Origin of the sequence: Noviherbaspirillum aridicola (assembly GCF_019656455.1) — a bacterium.
Taxonomy (GTDB): Bacteria; Pseudomonadota; Gammaproteobacteria; order Burkholderiales; family Burkholderiaceae_D; genus Noviherbaspirillum; species Noviherbaspirillum aridicola.
On record NZ_BPMK01000008.1, the window covers coordinates 212,021 to 231,965 of the forward strand.

Here is a 19,945-nt window from a genome sequence, read left to right on the forward strand (position 1 = left end):
AAGGAAAGCGCGATGGACATGCTGTTTCCCTCCTGGCCGCTGATGGTCGCGTTTTTCGCGGCCAGCGTGGCGCTGGCCGTCACGCCCGGGCCGGCGGTGGTCTACATCATCACGCGCACGCTGGCGCAGGGCAGGGGAGCGGGGCTGGCCTCGACCGCCGGCGTCGCGCTCGGCAACCTCGGCAATGCCACCGGCGCGGCGCTCGGGCTGGCCGCGCTGTTCGCGGTATCGTCGCTCGCGTTCACGCTGGTCAAATATGCGGGCGCCGCCTACCTCGTCTGGCTCGGCATCCGGGCATTGCGCGCGCGCGACGCGGCCCCGGCCGAAGCGCGCTTCGGCGACGCCTCGCTGCGCCGCATCTTCCGCGACGGCTTTTTCGTGGCGCTGCTCAATCCGAAGACGGCGATCTTCTTCGCCGCCTTCCTGCCGCAGTTCATGGACCCCTCGGCATCGGCGCCGCTGCAGAGCATCGCGCTCGGCGCGGTGTTCGTCGTGATCGCCTGCATCACCGATACCGTCTACGTGATGGCGGCGAGCATGCTTGCGCCGCTGCTGTCGCGGATGAGCGGGGCGGCGTCCGCAGGCCGCTACGTCACCGCCGGCGCGTTCATCGGGCTGGGGATATTCACTGCAACGGCGGGCGGGCGGGGGAAATAGGACATGGTCTCGCCTCGCGGACGAGTCGGGTAGCGGGCGGCCGGCCGACCACGCCGCTGCCCGTAGTCCTGCTATGCCGTTATGCCCAGATCCTTCCGAAGTTGCGCGAGCTCTTCGGCCGAGAACTCTCCTTCCCGGCCCGGCCTTGCCTCTCAATATTCACGGTTCCTTGACCGTTGCGGGGTTTGTAATGATGTGTCGCAAAAGCGAGGGAGGCGGTCCCGGGAAAAAATGGAATTTTGATAATTTATATGTGTGTGGGGAACAGGGGGAGCAGGGGGAACAGGGGCATGCCGGTGAGGTCGTCCACGGCGTGTAAGCATTGGGGCATGGACGTCGCTATCGGCACCGGCGAACAGCCTGCGCCGGCGCTACGCGAGCCGTAGCCAGCGGACCGCGCCGCAGCGACAGCGGGAGCCTGCCGGGCTCGCCGGGTGCGTCTTGCCCTGCGCCGACGCATCGATCGTATGCGTTGACGGATCGTTGAGCCGATGTTTCCACATTGGTGCTCTGTCAGATGTTCTCCGTCAGCCGCTTGAAGTTTTCATCTCCTCGCCCGGTAATGAGTTCGAGGGAGGCATCGATGAATGTGGAGCGCACCTCCCAGTGCGGCTGCGACGGGTTTTCAAACTGCTTGCCGAAGATCATCATCGACTCCTGTGCCGATCCGGCCTTCTTGATCGCGTCGATGACGTGACTATGCGTTCCCTGCAGCTCGTGGTCGAGGAACATGACGTTGGCCAGTTCGCTGTTGGGGTCCAGGCCGTTGGCTTCGCAGAACTCCTTGAACAGGAGACCGCGCTCCTTGCTCGGTCCGTTCTGCGCCATGCCGGTCCACTGGGCGAGGCCGTTGCCGCCGGTGATGCTGAGGTCGCCGCCCCATTGCCCGCCGCCTTCGCGGATATTGACCTTGAACCGGCTTTCGATCATCAGGTTGGCGAAAATACCGGCGACTTGCTCATCCGTCAGTCCGTATTTCTTCTTGAGGTGATTCGCCAGCCGCTTGGCGAAGTCTGCCGATTCGTCGGCGGAGGGGCGGCCGTTCGGCGCGGTGCCGCTGAAGTCGCCGTATCCTTCCTTCGAGGGAGCAGGCGGGGTGGTTCCGGGCTTGTTGCCCGTATTCGGACCGCCGCCGGGGCCGGACACGCCCGAGGGCGCATTATTCGTCTTGGAGCCGGGCGGGTTGCCGGCCCCGCCGCTACCCGTGCCGCCGCCACCCGTGCCGCCGCCCGACGTCCCGCTGGAGGAACCGGGGGACGACGGGGCATCGAGGATCGCCCCGGGATCCACGCCGACCACCTTCGCCTGTGCGGTAATCGCGTCGCGCACACCACTGCTCCCCGCATAGTCCGGATTGACGGTGCGATTCTGCTCCACCCAGGTTCGCATGTTGGAGGCCCAGGTGCTGGCCCCGGGCAGTTGTGTTGGCCCGCTCAAGTTTTCCTCCGTTGACCGAGGTTGGAAAAATGACCACGGTTTACCCGATCGCTGCGAATGAGTGATCTAAATCCCGTCATCTGTTCCATGGCATGCGCTTATCGCCGCAGGTTCGTGCGGAGGGCAAGAGCGGTTGATCACTCGGGCGGGCAGGATCGAAGCATGACCGCGTCTGCGCCATTCCGCGCGGGCAATAAAAAAAGCCCGGAACCAGTCCGGGCCTTGCGCGACGGCGGGAGGGTTCAGGCGGCCAGCCTGGTCGGCAGCTCGGTGCTCTTGCAGCCGTCGAGCAGGAAGGCCAGGCTGATGACCAGCACCAGTTCGCCTTCGGCGGAGCGGGCGGTGCCGTTGATGCCGGGGACGGCCATCGCGGTCAGCGGCTTGATCACCAGGTCGGCGGTGCCGTCCACGGCTTCCACCGCGAGGATGTAGGGCTGCGGGGCGGCGATGACGACGCCGACCTTTTCGCGGCAGGGCTCATAGCCGAGCACGGCGGCCAGCGAACGCACCGCGAGCGGGCGGCCCTGGTCGCGCATCACGGGGGCGCCGCCCACCGCGTCGAAATCCTCGGGCAGCTCGACCACGCGCTCCACCACCGCCATCGGCATGGCCAGCGGCGCGCCGGCGGTGCGTACCAACATTGTTGGCACGATCGAAAGCTCGATCGGCAGGCGGATGGTGAAGGTCGTGCCCTTGCCCAGGGTGGATTCGGTGCGGATCGCGCCGCGGTGCTTCTCGACCGCGGTCTTGACCACGTCCATGCCGACGCCGCGTCCCGAGACGCTGGAGGCGACTTCCTTGGTCGAGAAGCCGGGCAGGAAAATCAGCTGCAGCGCTTCTTCATTCGACTGCGCCATGTGCTCGGTGATCAGGCCCTTGGCGATGGCCTTGCTGCGCAGCCTGGCGGCGTCCATGCCGCGGCCGTCGTCGGAGACTTCGATCATCACGCTGCTGCCTTCCTGCCAGGCCTTGAGCAGGATGGTCGCCTTGGCCGGCTTGTCGGTGGCCGCGCGTTCCTCGGCGTTTTCGATGCCGTGGTCGAGCGAGTTGCGCAGCATGTGCACCAGCGGGTCGTACAGGCTGTCGACCACCACGCGGTCCACTTCGGTCTCGGCGCCCTCGATCACCAGGTCGACATCCTTGCCGAGGTCGCGCGCCAGTTCCCGCACCAGGCGCGGAAATTTCTGGAACAGGCGGCCGACCGGCTGCATGCGGGTCGACAGGGTGGCGCGCTGCAGCTCGGTGGAATAGCGCGAGGCGCGCGCCAGGGTTTCCTGCAGCGTGGTCATCAGCACCGCCGCCTGGCCCTCGAACTTGAACTGGCTGAGCTTCTCGACGAGCACCGCGGCCTGGTTGGCGGCCTGCACCGATTCGCCGGCGACTTCGAGCAGGGCGTCGAGCTTGGCCGAATCGATGCGGATGCTGTCTTCCTTGACCGGGGCGACGATGGGACGCGCCGCGTGTTCGTCGGCGGCTTTGGCGATGGGCGTCGCCGCGGCAGGTGCCGGCGCGACCGGCGCCGCGGATGCGGGCGCGGGTGCGACGGCCTCGGGTGCCGTCGCCGGCGTCCCGACGGCGGTCCCGGCGGGGACCACCGCGTGATAGAGCGCCACCCAGTCGATACCGTCGGCCGATGCGGCTGGCGCCGGCGCGGTCGCTTCGGCGGGCGTGGCCGCCGCTGTCGGCGCGGCAGGCGCCGCCACCGCGGCCGGAGCAGGGGCAGGCGCGCCCTCGATCGCCTGGCGCAGCAATTCCTCCAGCGAGGCCGGCATCGCCGCCAGGCTTTCCGGCGCCATGCCGTTGGCGAGCTGACCGAGCTGGTCGGCCACGAAGCCGCTGGCCTGCAGGCCGGCTTCAATCGCGGTCGGCGTGACCGGCACCTTGCCGGTGCGCAGGCCGTCGAACAGGTTTTCGGTCAGGTGGCAGGCGGACACGATGGCCGGCAGGTTCATGAAACCGGCGCCGCCCTTGATCGTATGGAAGGAACGGAACAGCGCGTTGAGCGCGTCGGTGTCGTCCGGGCGACGCTCCAGCGACAGCAGGTGTTCTTCCACGTTCGTCGCGAGGTCGAGCGCCTCGACGACGAATTCCTTGAGCATGTCGTCCATCAGAACCCCAGGTCGGCCAGCAGGCTGTCAACGTCGTCCTGTCCCATCGCGGCGCCCGGGGCGGCGGGTCCGGACATCAGGTCGACGGGCTTGTTTTCCGCCATCGCGGCTTTCACTTCCGGCGGCGCGTTGTCGCGCAACAGCTGCGCCAGTTCCTGCTCCGCCTTGCTGGTGATGGAGACGATCTTCTTGATCAGCTGGCCGGTGATGTCCTGGAAGTCCTGCGCCATCATGATGTCGAGCAGGCGGGCCTTTTCGGCGTCGGTGGCTTCGCTGACGGTGGCGGCGAACTGTTTCGAGTCGCCGGCCAGGGCCTTGAACTGCTCGACGCTCAGCCTGCCGGCGAACAGGTCGTCCCAGCGCGCGTGCATTTCCTGCGCCTTCTTTGCCAGGGCTTCCTGCTCCGGGATGCTGGTGTCGACGGTGTTGAGCACCTTGTTGGCGGCCTGCTCGGTCAGGCTGGCGATATGCTCGAGCCGGCCCTGCGCATCGGTGATCTGGCTGGCGACGTCGGACAGCGAGCGGTCGTAGCCGAGCTGGCGCAGCGAGTCGTGCAGCATGCGCACGATGCCCCCCAGGCGCTCGTACATCGTGCCATCCGCCTGCTCCTCGCCGCCGGCATCGGCTTCAGCCGGGGCATCGCTGGCGACCGGTTCGGCGACGGTTTCGGCGCGCTGCGCGGCCACTTCGTCAAACAATGCTTCCAGGTCCAGGTCGTCTGCTGCGTCGCTCATGTCGGTGCTTCCTAATGGTGGTGTCGGCTTTATGCTTACATCGCGCGCAATGGCGCGATGCGGCGCGCGCGGATTCGAACTCGATTATCAGCCAGCGGTTTTATCCTTGCAACACGGAAACATCATAAAGTTGACCGCCGATGCGGTAAAACCTCAGTCGCGCGGCGCGGCGTCCGGAACCCTTGCCTGTTTGACAGTGTCGAGCAGCGCGAGCGCGGCCTGGTGCAGCGCATGGCCGGGGTCGGCGAAGGCGTCGCAGATGGTGAGGTGGTTGTGGCCGGGCAGGGGGACGGCGCGCTGGTGTCCGTCCTTCCAGTGATCCGCGATCAGGCGGCGCTGGCGCTGGAATTCATCCGACTCCTGTTCGCCGACCGCCGTGAGGAAGGGGGCCGGATGCGGCCGGGGCATGAATGCCGGCGACAGCGGGGCGATGTCCTCCTCGGCCAGCCCGAGGTCGACGTTGACGAACTGCGCATGGCGCACCGGCTCCAGGTCATAGATGCCGGACATCAGGATGCCGCCCTTGACCAGGTCGGCCGGCAGGTCGTCGCCGTATACCTGCCAGTGGGCGGCCATCATCATCGAGGCAAGGTGGGCGCCCGCCGAATGCCCGGCCACCACGATGCGGTCCGGGTCGAAATCATACTTCTCCGCGTTGCGGTAGAGCCAGGCCAGCGCGCGCAGCTGCTGGCGCACGATCTCCGCGATGGATGCTTCGGGCGCGAGGGTGTAGTTGGTGAGAGCGACGTTGAAGCCGGCGCGCACGAAGCCCGGCGCGACGAAGGAAAAATCGGACTTGTCGAGCGAACGCCACCAGCCGCCGTGGATGAACACCAGCAGCGGCGCGTCGCCGCGGCTGGCCGGGAAGAAGTCGAGACGCTCGCCGGCCGCTTCGCCATAGGCGAGGTCGTACAGGCCGGCGCGCGAACGGCGCACCTGCGCCGATTCCTTCACCCAGCGGGTGAAGATGTACGGATGGTCGGGGATGGCGGCGCGGGCGTTGTACTGCTGGCTGTAGTATTCGGCGGGATTCTTCATGACAGCGTTGGCGGCGGTGAAAAGCCGCAAGTGTACTGCCATTCCGGGCGGCCGCCGGCTCGTGGAAAACCCGGAGAGCGATTTGACGGGTTTGCAAGGGGGCGCATACACTGCAGCGCTTCTCCCGTCACCGACAGTCCATGATGCAGATCCCGTCCATACCGCCGGTCGCCGATGCCGCGCTCGCCGCCCGCCTCGACGCCGCCATCGACAACAAGACCAAGCCGCGCGGCAGCCTCGGCCGCCTCGAGTCCCTGGCGAAGCAGATCGGCCTGGTGCAGCAGTCCGTGCGTCCTCAACTGCGCGAGCCGTCGATCCTGGTGTTCGCCGGCGATCATGGCGTGACCGAGGAAAAAATCTCTCCCTTTCCGCAAAGCGTGACCTGGCAGATGGTGGAGAACTTCCTTGCCGGCGGCGCGGCCATCAATGTCTTCGCCGCCCAGAACGGCTGCGCGCTGCACGTGGTGGATGCCGGGGTCAATCATGATTTCGGTCCGCGCGAGCGGCTGCTCGACCGCAAGCAGGGCTACGGCACCCGCAACTTCCTGCATGAACCGGCGATGAGCGTCGAGGCCTGCGCCCGGGCGATGGAAGCGGGCGCCGACCTGGCGGCGTCCATGCCCGGCAACCTGATCGGTTTCGGCGAGATGGGCATCGGCAATACCACCTCGGCGGCCGCGCTGATGCACCGGCTGACCGGCCTGCCGCTGGAAGACTGCGTGGGCGCCGGCGCCGGCATGCCGCCGGAAGGCATCGCGCACAAGCAGCGGGTGATCGCGCAGGCGTTGCGGCGGCACGCGGATGCGGACACGCCGCTGCAGATACTGGCCGCGTTCGGCGGCTATGAAATCGCGATGATGGCCGGCGCCATGCTCGGCGCCGCCGCACGGCGCAAGCTGATCCTGGTCGACGGCTTCATCGTCACCGCCGCGCTGCTGGCGGCGGCGCGGATGGCGCCGGCGCTCACCGACTATTGCGTGTTCTCACATTGTTCCAACGAGCGCGGCCATGCGCTGATGCTGTCGCATCTCGGCGCGTCGCCGCTGCTGCAGCTCGGGCTGCGGCTGGGCGAGGGCAGCGGCTGCGCGCTCGCGCTCCCGCTGGTGCAGGCGGCCGCCGGCTTCCTGTGCGGGATGGCGACCTTCGACTCGGCCGGCGTCAGCGACCAGGAACGCTGAACATGATCGCCGCCGCCGTGCGCCAGCTGCGCCTGTTCTTCATCGCGCTGCAGTTCTTCACCCGCCTGCCGGTGCCGCGCTGGGTCGGCTTCGAGATGGCGTGGCTGCAGCAGTCGAGCCGGTATTTTCCGGCGGTCGGGGTGGTGGTGGGCGGCATCGTCGCGCTGACCTATCTGCTGTGCGCGATGCTCTGGCCGCAGCCGGTCGCGGTGCTGCTGTCGGTCGTCGCCGGCATCTGGGTCACCGGCGCCTTCCATGAAGACGGCTTCGCCGACACCTGCGACGGCATGGGTGGCGGCATGACGCCGCAGCGGGTGATGGAGATCATGACAGACTCGCGCATCGGGACTTACGGCGCGGTGGGCATCGGCCTGCTGCTCGCGCTCAAGTGCACGACCCTGTCGTTGCTCCCCCCGGCCCTGGTCGCGCCCGCGCTGCTGCTGGCGCATCCCGCGTCGCGGCTGGCGTCGGCGGCGCTGATCTGGAAGCTGGACTATGTGAAGGGCGAGGGCAAGGCGAAGCCGCTGGCGCAGAAGATGTCGGGGGGGGAGTTTTTGGTTGGGGTGGTGAGCGTGGCGGCGCCGGCGCTGCTCATGACCTGGCTCGGACTGCTGACATGGGCCGCGCTGGCTGTTGCGCTCGCCGCGCTGACCTTGATCAGCGTCTGGCTCGCACGCAGGTTCGTACGCCGCATCGGCGGCTACACCGGGGATTGCCTGGGCGCGGTACAGCAGGCGGGCGAGGCGGCCATTTACCTCGCGCTGCTGGCGATGGCGGCCTGAGACATGCGGCTCCACCTCGTCCGGCACGCGGCGCCCGAGGGCCTGGAAGGCGTGTGCTACGGCGGCACGGACCTGTCCGTCCCCGCGTCGCGCCAGCGTGAATTGCTCGCGCGGCTGCTGCCTCGTCTGCCCGGCGGCCTCCCGGTCTTTTCCAGTCCCATGAAACGTTGCGCCGACCTCGCTGCCGCGCTCGCCGCCGCACTGAAATCAGCGCCGCCGACACTGGACGGCCGGCTGCGCGAGATGGCGTTCGGCACCTGGGAAATGCAGCGCTGGGACGACATTCCGCAGGCCGAGGTCGATGCCTGGAATGCCGACCTGCTCGACTACCGGCCCGGCGGCGGCGACTCCGTGCGCGACGTTGCTGCCCGGGTCGTCTCGTTCTGCGAGGACCTGCGACGGCGCAGGGGTGAGGCGGCAGTCATCTGCCACGCCGGGACGATACGTCTGCTCACGCGTTGGAAACCGGGGCGGTCCGTCGCCGACATCGCGCTGGAAGCGGCGCGCACGCCGCACCGCATTGCCTACGGCGAAGTGCAGATGCTTGATCTGGACAAGGCCTGAACCGATTGCTTGTTGTCCGGCTACCCTGCAAGCCTTACAATAGCGGCCGTTCTGGTGCCCGCCCGCATGTTCATGAGGGCGGTTAAACGGGAAACACGATGCAGCCCCAGGCTGCGGCGCCCTGGGCGCAAAACGTGTGCTGCCCCCGCAACGGTAAGCAAGCGTCATCACCGCGAAGCGGTCGATGACAGGCGGTTCTGATACCACTGTGCAGTCTGCATGGGAAGGTGAACCGTCCGACTTGATAGCCCGGATACCGGCCAGGACAGGTGGAAGTGCGCGGACGGGGATGTTCGCGGCGCGAATCGTTCGGCTTCCCGGCCGCATCTTTTTCCGTCGATATATCCGTGCGTGCGCTTCCGTTCATCCGGCTTGCGGGGAAGCGGGCCGGTGGCGTTTTCTCGGATATTCAACATGACTTTCTCTGTTTCACGGCGCTTCCGTCCGGTACGCGCTCCGCTGTCTGCCGCACTCGCCGCAGTCTTCTCGTTCAACGCCTTCGCGCAGGACAAGCCGCTCGAGCCGGTGGTGGTCACCGCCAACCGCGTACCCCAGCTGGCCACCGAAGTGCTCAACGACAATCTCGTGATCTCCAGCGAAGAGATCGCGCGCTCGGGCGGCACCTCGCTGGTCGATGTGCTGCAGCGGCAGCGCGGACTGGAGATCGTGCGCAACGGCGGGCCGGGGACCCAGTCCTCGGTATTGATCCGTGGCGCCGACAACCGCCAGACAGTGGTGCTGGTCGACGGCGTACGCATCGGCTCGGCAACCAGCGGCGGCGCCAGCTGGAACGCCATCCCGCTGTCGCAGATCGACCGCGTGGAAGTGGTGTACGGACCGTTGAGCACGATGTACGGCGCGGACGCGGTGGGCGGCGTGATCCAGATCTTCACCAGGCAGGGCGAGGGCCCGCCCGCACTGAGCGCATCAGCGGGATTCGGCAGCTGGGACACGCGCAATGTGGAGGCGGGCATCTCGGGCGGCGCCGGGGGCTGGCGCTACGCATTGAGGGCGGCGCACGAGGAGTCGGACAGCTTTTCCGCGCTCAAGCCCCGGGCTTCGTCCTATAACCCGGACCGGGACGGCTACGACAGCAAGAGCGCGAGCGGTCGTCTTTCCTACGAGCTGTCGGCTGGTCATGAACTTGGGGCCACCTTCCTTCACAACCGTCTGGAATCGCGCTTCGACAGCGGGCGGACCTATGACGATCGCAGCGACAGCAAGGTCGCCGCCTACGGCATGTTCCTGAAGAATCGCATCCTGCCAAACTGGCACAGCACGGTGCAATTCGGCCGATCCTATGACACGAGCGACAGCGATGCCGTGTTCGGCCGCACCTCCTACGATACCGTGCAGGACACTCTGAGCTGGCAGAATAATTTCACGCTGTTCGGTACCGACGTGCTGCAGGTGATCGCCGAGCGACGGGAAGAAGAAGTCGAGTCGTCGGAAGCGGCGGTGTCCCGTGATCGAAGCAACAATGCCATTGCGCTCGCCTATCAGCTGCGGCGCGGCGCCCACCTGGCTGCCGCCAGCGTGCGCAACGATGACAACTCGCAGTTCGGCTCGCATACCACCGGCAGCCTCTCCTATGGCTACAAGTTCAACCGCGCATGGCGCGCCAGCGCCAGCATGGGCACCAGCTTCCGCGCGCCGACCTTCAACGAGCTTTACTTCCCCGGTTACGGCGTGCCGACCAACCAGCCCGAGAAAGGCCGGAACACCGAGGCAGGCGTGCATTACGACGACGGCAAGTACCGCCTGAATGCCACTTACTTCCGCAATCGTCTGAGCGATCTGCTCGTCAGCACGCGCACCTGCCCCGTCACGCCGGCCAGCTTCCCGTTCGGCTGCGCGTACAACGTCAACCGTGCCGTGCTGGAGGGCGTGTCGCTCGGTGCCGGCGCGGCCCTCGGCAATTTCCGCCTGAGCGGCACCCTGGACTTCCTCGATCCGCGTGACGAAACCACCGGCAACCGCCTGGCGCGCCGCGCCAGAAAGCATGGCACACTCGGTATCGATTACGGCGCCGGTCCGCTAACGACAGGCGCGGAAGTGATCTTCTCCGGCGACCGCTACGACGACGCCGCCAATCGCAACCAGCTCGGCGGCTACGGCCTCCTGAACCTGCACGCGACCTACGCACTGACCAAGGAATGGTCGCTGTTCGGCCGCTGGAACAATGTCTTCGACAAGGACTATGAACTTGCCCGCAACTACAACACCGCCGGCTCCAGCTTCTTCGTCGGCGTGCGCTACGGCGCCCGCTAAGCGGGATCCGTAGCATGGCCGCCCACGCGCCCGCTGTCAGGTTCGTGCGCCACGAGCGCCGCACGGCGTTGATCGTGCTGCTCGTGCTGGCGGCCGCGTCCTGCGTAAGCATCCTGCTCGCCTGCGCCATCGGCTCGGTGCCGTTGTCGCCGGGCGAGCTGTTTGCCGCGCTCGGCGAACTCGCCCGCGGCGAGCGCGGCACGCTCGCCGCCACGCTGCTGGAACTGCGGCTCGGGCGCGCACTCGCCGCCTTCGTCACCGGCGCCGCGCTCGCGCTGGCCGGGGTGATGATGCAGGCGCTGCTGCGCAATCCGCTTGCGGACCCCTATGTGCTGGGGGTGTCCGGCGGTGCCGCCGTCGGTGCGCTGGCGGCCATTCTTTTCTTCGGCATCGGCTGGATGGTCGATGCCGCTGCCTTCGGCGGCGCCATCGGGGTGGCGCTGCTGCTGTTTCTGCTCGCTTACCGCGATTTGCGCGGAACCGCCAGCGCCGAGGGCAGCGCGCCGCTGCTGCTGCTGACCGGCGTCGTCGTGGCTTCCGGTTGCGGCGCGCTGGTGACGCTGATGCTGTCGGTGGCGCCCGACAACCGCCTGCGCGGCATGGTGTTCTGGCTGATCGGCGATCTGTCGAGCGCGCAGCCGGGCATCCTGCCGTGGCTGGTCTGGGGCGGGGCACTCGTCTACGTGCTGCGGGCGGCGCGCTCGATCAATATCCTCGCCATGCATGCCGATAACGCGGCGGCTTTCGGCGTCAGGGTCAGCGCGCTGCGCAAGGGCTTGTTCATTTCTTCCGCGCTGCTGACGGCGAGCGCGGTCAGTACCGCCGGCAGCATCGGCTTCGTCGGCCTCATCGTGCCGCATGCCTGCCGCTTCGCCTGGGGGCCGGACCATCGGCTGCTGCTGCCGGCCGCGACGCTGGCCGGCGGCGCCTTCCTGGTGCTGGCCGACACGCTGGCGCGTACCGTGATCGCGCCGCAGCAGCTGCCGGTCGGCGTCATCACGGCAATCATCGGCGTGCCGGTATTCCTCGTTCAACTGCATCAGCTGCACAGGAGATAAGCCGATGCGAACCGAACATCTGTCCCTGCGCGCCGGCAAGCGCGTGCTGATCGACAACCTGAACTGGGAAACGGGGCCGGGCGAGTGCTGGTGCATCATCGGACGCAACGGCGCCGGCAAGAGCACGCTGCTGCGCACGCTCGCCGGTCTGCGCGAGCCGGATGCCGGCGTCGTGACGATGGACGGGCAGGCGCTGCGGGGATGGCCGTTGACCGCCCTGGCGCGGCGCCGCGCCTATCTGCCGCAGGGCCGCAACGATGCCTTCGGCTACCGCGCGCTCGATACCGTGCTGGCGGCCCGCCACCCGTGCCAGGAGGGCAGCTACTGGGATGCCGATGCCGACCGTCAGGCTGCGCATGACGCGCTGCGCCTGCTCGACGCCGACCACCTGGCGATGCGCGACGTGCGCAGTCTGTCGGGCGGCGAACGGCAGCGCGTGGCGATCGCCGCCACGCTGGCACAGGACACGCCGCTGCTGCTGCTCGACGAGCCGGCGAGCGCGCTCGACCTCGCGCATCAGGTCGGCATGATGCGGCTGCTGTCGCGCCTCACCGCCGAGGGCCGGTCGATCGTGATCGTGAGCCACGATCTCAGCCTCGCGCACGAGGTGGCGACGCATGCGCTGCTGCTGATGGGCGACGGCCGCTGGCATGCCGGCACCGTGGCGCAAAGCATGCAGCCCGCGCTGCTCGGCGAGTGCCTCGGCTATCCGGTCGAGGCGGTGCGGCACAAGGGCAGGACCATATTCATTCCGGAGGAGGACAGGCGTCATGGATGAGCAGGACATCAACGAGCGGCACCGCGCGCGCATGCAGCGCAAGAAGGAAGTCGTCGACCAGAAGATCGCCTCGGCCCGGCGCGACGCCGGCGTGTTGCTGGTCAATACCGGCAATGGCAAGGGCAAGAGTTCCAGCGCCTTCGGCATGGCCATCCGCGCGCTCGGTCATGGCATGAAGGTCGGCGTGGTGCAGTTCATCAAGGGCGCGAAACCGACCGGAGAGGAACTCTTCCTGCGGCGTTTTCCCGACGAGGTCAGCTTCCATGCGATGGGCGAAGGCTACACCTGGGAGACCCAGGACCGGGAACGCGACATCGCAGCCGCGCAGCGCGCATGGGATAAGGCGCGCGGCTTTCTCGCCGACGCCTCGGTCGGGCTGGTGGTGCTGGACGAGCTCAATATCGCGCTCAAGTACCGCTATCTCAATGTGCAGCAGGTGATCGCCGATCTGCGCGCCCGCCCGCCGATGCAGCATGTGGTCGTCACCGGCCGCGCCGCCCCGCCGGAGCTGATCGAGGCGGCCGACACCGTCACCGAGATGCAGCTCGTCAGGCACGCCTTCGCCGCCGGCATCGCCGCGCAGCCGGGAGTGGAGTGGTGAGTGCGCCGGCGGCGCGTGCCGTACTCGTGTCGGCGACCGCGTCGGGCCAGGGCAAGACCAGCGTCACCGCCGCGCTGGCGCGCAAGCTGAGCCGGACCGGGCAGCGGGTTCGGGTATTCAAGACCGGCCCCGACTTCCTCGACCCGATGCTGCTGGCCCGCGCCAGCGGCGCGCCGGTGCAGTCGCTGGACCTGTGGATGGTGGGCGAGGAAGACTGCCGGCGCCAGCTGGCCGACGCAGCATCCGACGCCGACGTCATCCTGATCGAAGGCGTGATGGGGCTGTACGACGGCGAGCCGTCCTCGGCCGACCTCGCGCGGCATTTCGGGCTGCCGGTGCTGGCGGTGATCGATGCCTCGGCGATGGCGCAGACGGCGGGTGCGATCGTGCTCGGCCTGCGCGATTACGGGCCGGTGCATCTGGCGGGCGTGATCGCCAACCGCGTAGCCAGCCAGCGCCACGCCGAGATGGTCGTCGGCGCGCTGCGCGAGGTGCCGCTGCTCGGCAGCCTCGGGCGCCAGCCGTCGGCCCTGCCGGAGCGCCATCTCGGACTGGTGCAGCCGGACGAGGTCGAGTATCTCGACAGCCTGCTCGACCGGCTGGCCGATGAACTGGCACTCGACGAGGCGACATGGAACGCGCTGCCCCTGGCGTCCTTCCGGCAATCCGCGCAGCCGCCACAGGAAGCGACGCTCGCCGGCAAGACGATTGCCGTCGCCCGCGATGCGGCCTTCGCCTTCATCTATCCGGCCAATCTCGATTGCCTGCGCACGCTCGGGGCAGAGCTGGTTTTCTTTTCTCCGCTCGCCGATGAGCCGGTGCCGGCGGAGGCTGACGCGGTGTTCCTGCCGGGCGGCTATCCTGAACTGCATGGCGAGGCGCTGGCCTCTGCATTGGCATGGCGCGCGTCGCTGACGTCCGCCCTCCAGGCGCGGCTGCCGGTGCTGGCCGAATGCGGCGGGATGATGGCGCTGACCGATTCCATCACGGCCGTGGACGGCACGCGATGGGACATGGCTGGGCTGTTGCCCGGCAGGGCGGTGATGCAGCAGCGCCTGGCCGCGCTCGGCATGCAGGGCTGGCAGACACGGCACGGTGTGCTGCGCGGGCATGCATTCCACTATTCGCGGCTGGAGGACGGGCCGGCGCCGTCGGCGCGAGCGGTGCGGCACCCATCGGGTACCGAGGGCGAAGCGATTTATCGCAGCGGCTCGCTGACCGCTTCCTACTTTCACGCGTACTTCCCGTCCTGCCCGCAGGCGGTGGCCGATATCTTTCTCGGACGGAGTCCCGCATGACGCGCACACTGGTGCTGGGCGGGGCGCGCTCCGGCAAGAGCCTGTTCGCCGAGCGGCTGGCGGCGCAGTCGGGGCAGACGGTCGCATGCATCGCCACCGCGCGCGCGCAGGACAGCGAGATGGCCGAGCGCATCGAACGCCACCGGCAGCGCCGCGACCCGCAGTGGCAAACGGTGGAAGAACCGATCGCGCTCGGCGCCGCGATCGCGCGCGAGGAGGATGCCGGCAGGCTGGTGCTGGTCGACTGCCTCACCGTATGGCTGTCGAATCTGCTGTTCGCCGGGGCGCACGATTTCCCGGAGATCGGCCGCATAGAGCCGCCCGACTGCTTTGCCCGCGAGCGCGCCGCGCTGCTGCAGGCGGTGGACGACATGCGCGGCGACCTGGTGCTGGTGTCGAATGAAGTCGGTCTCGGCATCGTGCCCATGGGCGCGGTCTCGCGCTGGTTCGTGGATGAGGCGGGGCGCCTGAACCAGGCCCTGGCCGAGCGCTGCGACCGCGTCGTCTTCGTCGCCGCCGGCCTGCCGCTGGTGCTCAAGGGGCCGCCGTGCTGAGCGGCCTCCCGCTGCCGCTGCTCGCGGGGCTGATGGCGGCGGGCCTGCTGCTCGATGCCCTGCTGGGCGAGCCTCGCCGCTGGCATCCGCTGGCGGGTTTCGGCAACTGTGCATCCTCGCTCGAGCGCGTGCTCAATCGTGGCGGGCTGCGCAGACTGCGCGGTGTGCTTGGCTGGGCGCTGCTGGTCGTGCCGCCGGTCGCGCTGGCGGCGTGGATCTGCAGCACGGCCGACCTCTGGCTGGCGGCCGCTGTCCATGCCTTGCTGCTGTATTTCTCCATTGGCCTGCGCAGCCTGCGCGACCATGTGCTGCCGATCGCGGCGGCACTGGCTACCGGCCGCCTCGACGATGCGCGCGGCCTGACCGCACGCATCGTCAGCCGCGATACCGGCACCGCCTCGGCCGACGATCTCGCCAGGGCGGCGGTGGAGTCGACGCTGGAGAACGGCAACGACGCGGTGTTCGGCACGCTGTTCTGGTTTGCGGTCGCCGGCGGGCCCGGCGCCCTGTTGTTCCGCCTCGCCAACACGCTCGACGCCATGTGGGGCTACCGCAATGCGCGTTTTCTGCAGTACGGCTGGGCCGCCGCGCGCATCGACGATCTGCTGAACCTGGCGCCGGCGCGTCTCACCGCCCTGACTTACCTGTTGCTCGGCGATCCCCGTCGCGGCTGGCGATGCTGGCGGACGCAGGCGGCTGCGTGGCCGAGTCCGAATGCCGGCCCGGTGATGGCGGCGGGCGCCGGCTCGCTCGGTGTCGCGCTCGGCGGGGCCGCGCAGTATGAGGGCAGGGTGGAGCAGCGCCCGCCGCTCGGCGGCGGCGCACCGGCCTCGGCGCCGGACATCGCCCGCGCCTGGCGCCTGGTCGCGCATGGCGCACTGCTCTGGCTCGCGCTGACCGTGCTCGCCGCCATCATTTTCGAAAGGACGCTGCATGCTTGAGCATGGCGGAAAACTGCGGGAAGCGGCCGCCCGCCACGGCCGGCCGCTCGCGGAATGGCTCGACCTGTCCACCGGCATCAATCCGCGCTGGTATCCGGCGCCGCCGCTCGATCCCGCCATCTGGCACCGCCTGCCGGAGGAAGATCCGGCGCTGGCGGCCGCCGCGCGCGCGTATTACGGTGCTCCGGCCGTGCTGCCGGTGGCCGGTACCCAGGCCGCGATCCAGGCCCTGCCGCGCATGCGCGCCGCCTGCCGCGTCGTGGTGTCGGCGCCGTCCTATGCCGAACACGCCCATGCCTGGCGCAGCGCCGGGCACGACGTGCATGAGGTCGCATTCGACGATCTCGCCCGCCAGGCGGACATGGCCGACGTGATGGTCGTGATCAACCCCAACAATCCCACCGGCGCGGTCGTGCCGCCGGCATCCCTGCTCGAATGGCATGCGCGGCTGCAGCGCCGCGGCGGCTGGCTGGTGGTCGATGAAGCCTTCGGCGACACCGCGCCCGAACTGAGCGTCGCTACTGAAACCGCGCGCGAAGGCCTGATCGTGCTGCGCTCGGTCGGCAAGTTTTTCGGACTGGCCGGACTGCGGCTCGGCTTCGTGGCGGCACGCCCCGATCTGCTGTCGCGCCTGGCAGACTGCCTCGGGCCGTGGTCGGTGTCCGCCGCCGCGCAGCGCATCGGCACTACCGCGCTCGGCGACCGCGCCTGGCAGCAGGCCGAGCGCTCGCGCCTGCTGGGCGAGGGCGAGCGCCTGCATGCATTGCTCGGCCGTCACGGCATCCGGTCGAGCGGCACCGCGCTGTTCCGCTGGTGGCCGGAGACGCAGCCGGAAGCCTTCCGCGAGCTGATGGCCCGGCACGGCATCTGGGTGCGCTACTTCGGCGAGGCCGGGCGCGGCATCCGGCTCGGACTGCCCGGCGACGAACAGGGCTGGGAGCGCCTGGAGCGGGCGCTGGCGGACTGGACACAGCGAAAGGAGACACGATGAAGCGGCTTGCACTGCCAGTCCTGTTTTGCCTGCTGACCGGCGCGGCGCAGGCCGCGATCACCGTGCAGGACGACGCCGGCGACACCGTCGTGCTGCCGCGGCCCGCGCAGCGCGTGATATCGCTGTCGCCACATGTGACGGAACTGCTGTTCGCCGCCGGCGGCGCCTCGCGCATCGTCGGCACCGTCAGGCACAGCGACTATCCGCCGGCGGCGCGCGACATTCCGCGTGTCGGCGACAACCGTCAGGTGGACATCGAGCGCCTGCTCGCCCTCAAGCCCGATCTGCTCGTGGTGTGGCGGCACAATACCTCGATGCGGCAGATGGAGCAGTTGCGCCAGCTCGGCATCCCGCTCTTCTACAGCGATCCCCACCGCCTCCAGGACGTGCCGCGCGCGATACAGCAGCTCGGCCGCATGATGGGAACCGAGCAGGAAGCGCAGCGCGCCGGCGCCGCCCTGCAAAAACGCATCGACCAGCTGACGGAGCGCTACAGCAGGCGGCCGCAGGTGAGGGTGTTCTACCAGGTATGGAGCAAGCCGCTGTACACCCTCAATGACCGGCACATCGTCAGCGACGCCATCCGCGTCTGCGGCGGTGAAAACATCTTCGGCCGGCTGACCGCGGCGGCGCCGAACATCGGCCATGAATCCGTGCTGCAGGAAAACCCCGAAGCCATCGTCAGCGGCGACCGCGACGACCAGGCGCAGGCGACCGGGATCGATTTCTGGAAGCAGTATCCGGGCATGCTGGCGGTCCGGCGCGGCAACCTGTTCGCCATCAGCGCCGACCTGATGAACCGCGCGGGACCGCGCATCGTCGACGGCGCGGCCGAACTCTGCGAACGGCTGGAAGAGGCGCGCAGCCGCCGCACGGAGGGCCGATGAACGCCGCACCGAAGCTGCCCTTTCATACCCTGATGGTGCAGGGCACGACCTCGGACGCCGGCAAGAGCACCGTGGTCGCCGCGCTGTGCCGCCTGCTCGCGCGCACGGGGGCGAAGGTGGCGCCCTTCAAGCCGCAGAACATGGCGCTCAACAGTGCGGTGACGGCGGACGGCGGCGAGATCGGCCGCGCCCAGGCGCTGCAGGCGCAGGCCGCGCGCGTCGCGCCGCACACCGACATGAACCCGGTGCTGCTCAAGCCTTCCAGCGACATCGGCGCGCAGGTGATCATCCACGGCAGGGTACGTGCGGACATGAACGCCCGCGACTACCATCGCTACAAGCCCGTGGCAATGGAAGCGGTGCTGGCGTCCTACAGCCGGTTGCGCGGCGCCTACGACCATGTGATGGTCGAGGGTGCCGGCAGTCCCGCCGAGATCAACCTGCGGGACCGCGACATCGCCAACATGGGCTTCGCCGAAGCGGTCGACTGCCCGGTCATCCTGGTCGCCGACATCGACCGTGGCGGCGTCTTCGCTCACATCGTCGGCACCCTGGCCTGCCTGTCCGAGAGCGAACGCGCGCGCATCGTCGGCTTCGTCATCAACCGCTTCCGTGGCGACATCGGCCTGCTGGAGCCGGGGCTCGACTGGCTGGAGCGGCAGACCGGCAAGCCGGTGCTGGCGGTGCTGCCCTATATGCACGGCCTGTTCCTCGATGCGGAAGACGCGATACAAGCGGCGCAGAGCGGCGCCGGACGCTTCCGCGTGATCGTGCCGGCACTGCCGCGCATCAGCAACCACACCGACTTCGATGCGCTGCGCGCGCATCCGGAAGTCGACCTGCGCTTCATCGGCCCCGGCCAGCCGATACCGCCGGCCGATCTCGTCATCCTCCCCGGCAGCAAGAACACCCGCGGCGATCTCGCCTGGCTGCGGGAGCAGGGCTGGCCGCAGGCGCTGCGGCGTCATCTGCGGTATGGCGGCAGGGTGATCGGCATCTGCGGCGGCTTTCAGATGCTCGGCCGCGGCGTCGCCGACCCGCACGGAGTGGAAGGCCCGCCCGGCACGTCGGACGGATTCGGGCTGATCGACATCGATACCGAACTCACCCGCGACAAGCGGCTGGTGCAGGTGCAGGGACGCTGCGCGTTCGCCGACGCCGCGGTGAGCGGCTATGAAATCCACATGGGCGTATCGCGCGGCCCGGCGATGGCGCGACCCGCCTTTCATATCGCCGGCGTGCCGGAAGGCGCCAGGAGCGAGGACGAACAAGTGCTCGGCACCTATCTGCACGGCCTGTTCGACAACCCGCAGGCGCTGTCCGCGCTGCTGCGCTGGGCCGGCATGGAGAGCGACACCACAGTCGACCCGGCCGCGCTGCGCGAGCAAAGCCTGGACCGCATCGCCGACGCCGCCCAACCGCTGTTCGATGCGCTGCTGCGGCTGCCTTCGGCCAGCACCTGACTTTTTCAAGGATTGCCATGCCCACACTCAATGCCGATGTCGCCGTGCAAGGTCTCGAACAACTGCTGTATTCGATTTCGTCGCTGCTTTACCTGCCCGTGCTGCTGGCGGTAGCCGGGCTCGCGCTGTGGCAGCTCGTCGCGCTCGGCGCGCTGTGCGCGGAGTGGCGCGAGCGCCGGCGCGGCGTGCGGGCGCTGCCGGCATCGGCGGAGGCGGAGATGCTGTCCTCGCTCGCCGCGCATGAAGACCAGCCCGGGCTGGAGGCGCGGCTCGAACGCATCGTGCAGCAGTCCGAGGCGCGCGGCCTGCGGCAGCTCGACCGCGTGCGCTGCGCGATCCGCATCGCCCCGGCGCTGGGACTGATGGGCACGCTGATCCCGATGGGCATCGCGCTTGCCGGGCTGGCCCAGGGCGACCTCGCGCGCATGGCGCACAACATGGTGACCGCCTTCACCGCCACCGTCGTCGGCCTCGCGTGCAGCGTGCTCGCCTACCTGCTGTCGCTGGTGCGCGAGCACTGGCTGCGCAGCGACATGACCGACATCGCCTATGCGGCCGAGACGCTCTATGCACGCGCCGCCGCCACGGAGACCCGGGAGGCGTGA

Annotated in this window: 19 protein-coding genes and 1 riboswitch; of the genes, 15 read left to right on the forward strand and 4 right to left on the reverse strand. The window is 68.8% G+C overall.

The annotated features are described in order from the left end of the window. Positions 1-12 precede the first annotated feature (12 nt). Positions 13-657: a LysE family translocator gene (locus NCCP691_RS10835; RefSeq protein ID WP_220808287.1), complete on the forward strand. Its 645-nt coding sequence runs from the start codon at positions 13-15 to the stop codon at positions 655-657. 513 nt (positions 658-1,170) lie between these two features. Here the strand turns inward: NCCP691_RS10835 and NCCP691_RS10840 are convergent. From NCCP691_RS10840 to NCCP691_RS10855, 4 genes are all read right to left on the reverse strand, one after another. Further along, positions 1,171-2,094: a phage tail tip lysozyme gene (locus tag NCCP691_RS10840; RefSeq protein ID WP_220808288.1), complete on the reverse strand. Its 924-nt coding sequence runs from the start codon at positions 2,092-2,094 to the stop codon at positions 1,171-1,173. 242 nt (positions 2,095-2,336) lie between these two features. Beyond that, positions 2,337-4,202 (reverse strand): chemotaxis protein CheA, encoded by a 1,866-nt coding sequence (locus tag NCCP691_RS10845; protein ID WP_220808289.1) that lies wholly within the window; start codon positions 4,200-4,202, stop codon positions 2,337-2,339. Then, the gene (locus tag NCCP691_RS10850; protein ID WP_220808290.1) at positions 4,202-4,936 is read right to left on the reverse strand and encodes a protein phosphatase CheZ; all 735 of its coding nucleotides are present in this window, start codon (positions 4,934-4,936) and stop codon (positions 4,202-4,204) included. The genes NCCP691_RS10845 and NCCP691_RS10850 overlap by 1 nt, the downstream gene beginning before the upstream one ends. 153 nt (positions 4,937-5,089) lie before the next feature. Continuing rightward, positions 5,090-5,974 carry an alpha/beta hydrolase gene (locus tag NCCP691_RS10855; RefSeq protein ID WP_220808291.1) on the reverse strand — a complete coding sequence of 295 codons (885 nt, stop codon included), beginning with the start codon at positions 5,972-5,974 and terminating at the stop codon, positions 5,090-5,092. 143 nt (positions 5,975-6,117) lie between these two features. Here NCCP691_RS10855 and cobT point away from each other — a divergent pair, with 143 nt between their 5' ends. The 14 genes from cobT to NCCP691_RS10925 all read left to right on the forward strand — a co-directional run bounded on the left by cobT (position 6,118) and on the right by NCCP691_RS10925 (position 19,945). Further along, the gene (gene cobT, locus NCCP691_RS10860; RefSeq protein ID WP_220808325.1) at positions 6,118-7,152 is read left to right on the forward strand and encodes a nicotinate-nucleotide--dimethylbenzimidazole phosphoribosyltransferase; all 1,035 of its coding nucleotides are present in this window, start codon (positions 6,118-6,120) and stop codon (positions 7,150-7,152) included. 2 nt (positions 7,153-7,154) lie between these two features. Then, a complete protein-coding gene (locus tag NCCP691_RS10865) occupies positions 7,155-7,934 on the forward strand; it encodes an adenosylcobinamide-GDP ribazoletransferase (protein ID WP_220808292.1) in 780 nt (259 codons plus the stop codon). A gap of 3 nt (positions 7,935-7,937) precedes the next feature. Further along, positions 7,938-8,498 (forward strand): histidine phosphatase family protein, encoded by a 561-nt coding sequence (locus NCCP691_RS10870; protein WP_220808293.1) that lies wholly within the window; start codon positions 7,938-7,940, stop codon positions 8,496-8,498. A gap of 35 nt (positions 8,499-8,533) precedes the next feature. Continuing rightward, a riboswitch (cobalamin riboswitch) is annotated at positions 8,534-8,777 on the forward strand. A 135-nt stretch (positions 8,778-8,912) separates the two neighbouring features. Continuing rightward, on the forward strand, positions 8,913-10,769 hold the full coding sequence (locus tag NCCP691_RS10875) for a TonB-dependent receptor domain-containing protein (protein ID WP_220808294.1): 1,857 nt from the start codon (positions 8,913-8,915) through the stop codon (positions 10,767-10,769). Between the two features lie 14 nt (positions 10,770-10,783). Continuing rightward, the gene (locus NCCP691_RS10880) at positions 10,784-11,827 is read left to right on the forward strand and encodes a FecCD family ABC transporter permease (RefSeq protein ID WP_220808295.1); all 1,044 of its coding nucleotides are present in this window, start codon (positions 10,784-10,786) and stop codon (positions 11,825-11,827) included. A gap of 4 nt (positions 11,828-11,831) precedes the next feature. Then, a complete protein-coding gene (locus tag NCCP691_RS10885) occupies positions 11,832-12,605 on the forward strand; it encodes an ABC transporter ATP-binding protein (protein ID WP_220808296.1) in 774 nt (257 codons plus the stop codon). Then, on the forward strand, positions 12,598-13,206 hold the full coding sequence (gene cobO / locus NCCP691_RS10890; RefSeq protein ID WP_220808297.1) for a cob(I)yrinic acid a,c-diamide adenosyltransferase: 609 nt from the start codon (positions 12,598-12,600) through the stop codon (positions 13,204-13,206). Before NCCP691_RS10885 ends, cobO begins: the two co-directional genes overlap by 8 nt. Further along, the gene (locus NCCP691_RS10895) at positions 13,200-14,504 is read left to right on the forward strand and encodes a cobyrinic acid a,c-diamide synthase CobB (protein WP_220808298.1); all 1,305 of its coding nucleotides are present in this window, start codon (positions 13,200-13,202) and stop codon (positions 14,502-14,504) included. The genes cobO and NCCP691_RS10895 overlap by 7 nt, the downstream gene beginning before the upstream one ends. Beyond that, positions 14,501-15,058: a bifunctional adenosylcobinamide kinase/adenosylcobinamide-phosphate guanylyltransferase gene (gene cobU, locus NCCP691_RS10900; protein WP_220808299.1), complete on the forward strand. Its 558-nt coding sequence runs from the start codon at positions 14,501-14,503 to the stop codon at positions 15,056-15,058. Before NCCP691_RS10895 ends, cobU begins: the two co-directional genes overlap by 4 nt. Further along, positions 15,052-15,999 carry an adenosylcobinamide-phosphate synthase CbiB gene (cbiB, locus tag NCCP691_RS10905; protein ID WP_220808300.1) on the forward strand — a complete coding sequence of 316 codons (948 nt, stop codon included), beginning with the start codon at positions 15,052-15,054 and terminating at the stop codon, positions 15,997-15,999. Before cobU ends, cbiB begins: the two co-directional genes overlap by 7 nt. Further along, a complete protein-coding gene (cobD, locus tag NCCP691_RS10910; protein WP_220808301.1) occupies positions 15,992-16,990 on the forward strand; it encodes a threonine-phosphate decarboxylase CobD in 999 nt (332 codons plus the stop codon). Before cbiB ends, cobD begins: the two co-directional genes overlap by 8 nt. Then, positions 16,987-17,877, forward strand: coding sequence for a cobalamin-binding protein (locus NCCP691_RS10915; protein WP_220808302.1), 891 nt, complete (start codon positions 16,987-16,989; stop codon positions 17,875-17,877). Before cobD ends, NCCP691_RS10915 begins: the two co-directional genes overlap by 4 nt. Beyond that, a complete protein-coding gene (locus NCCP691_RS10920; protein WP_238482399.1) occupies positions 17,874-19,340 on the forward strand; it encodes a cobyric acid synthase in 1,467 nt (488 codons plus the stop codon). The genes NCCP691_RS10915 and NCCP691_RS10920 overlap by 4 nt, the downstream gene beginning before the upstream one ends. 17 nt (positions 19,341-19,357) lie before the next feature. Further along, positions 19,358-19,945, forward strand: a complete 588-nt coding sequence (locus tag NCCP691_RS10925) for a MotA/TolQ/ExbB proton channel family protein (RefSeq protein ID WP_220808303.1) — start codon at positions 19,358-19,360, stop codon at positions 19,943-19,945.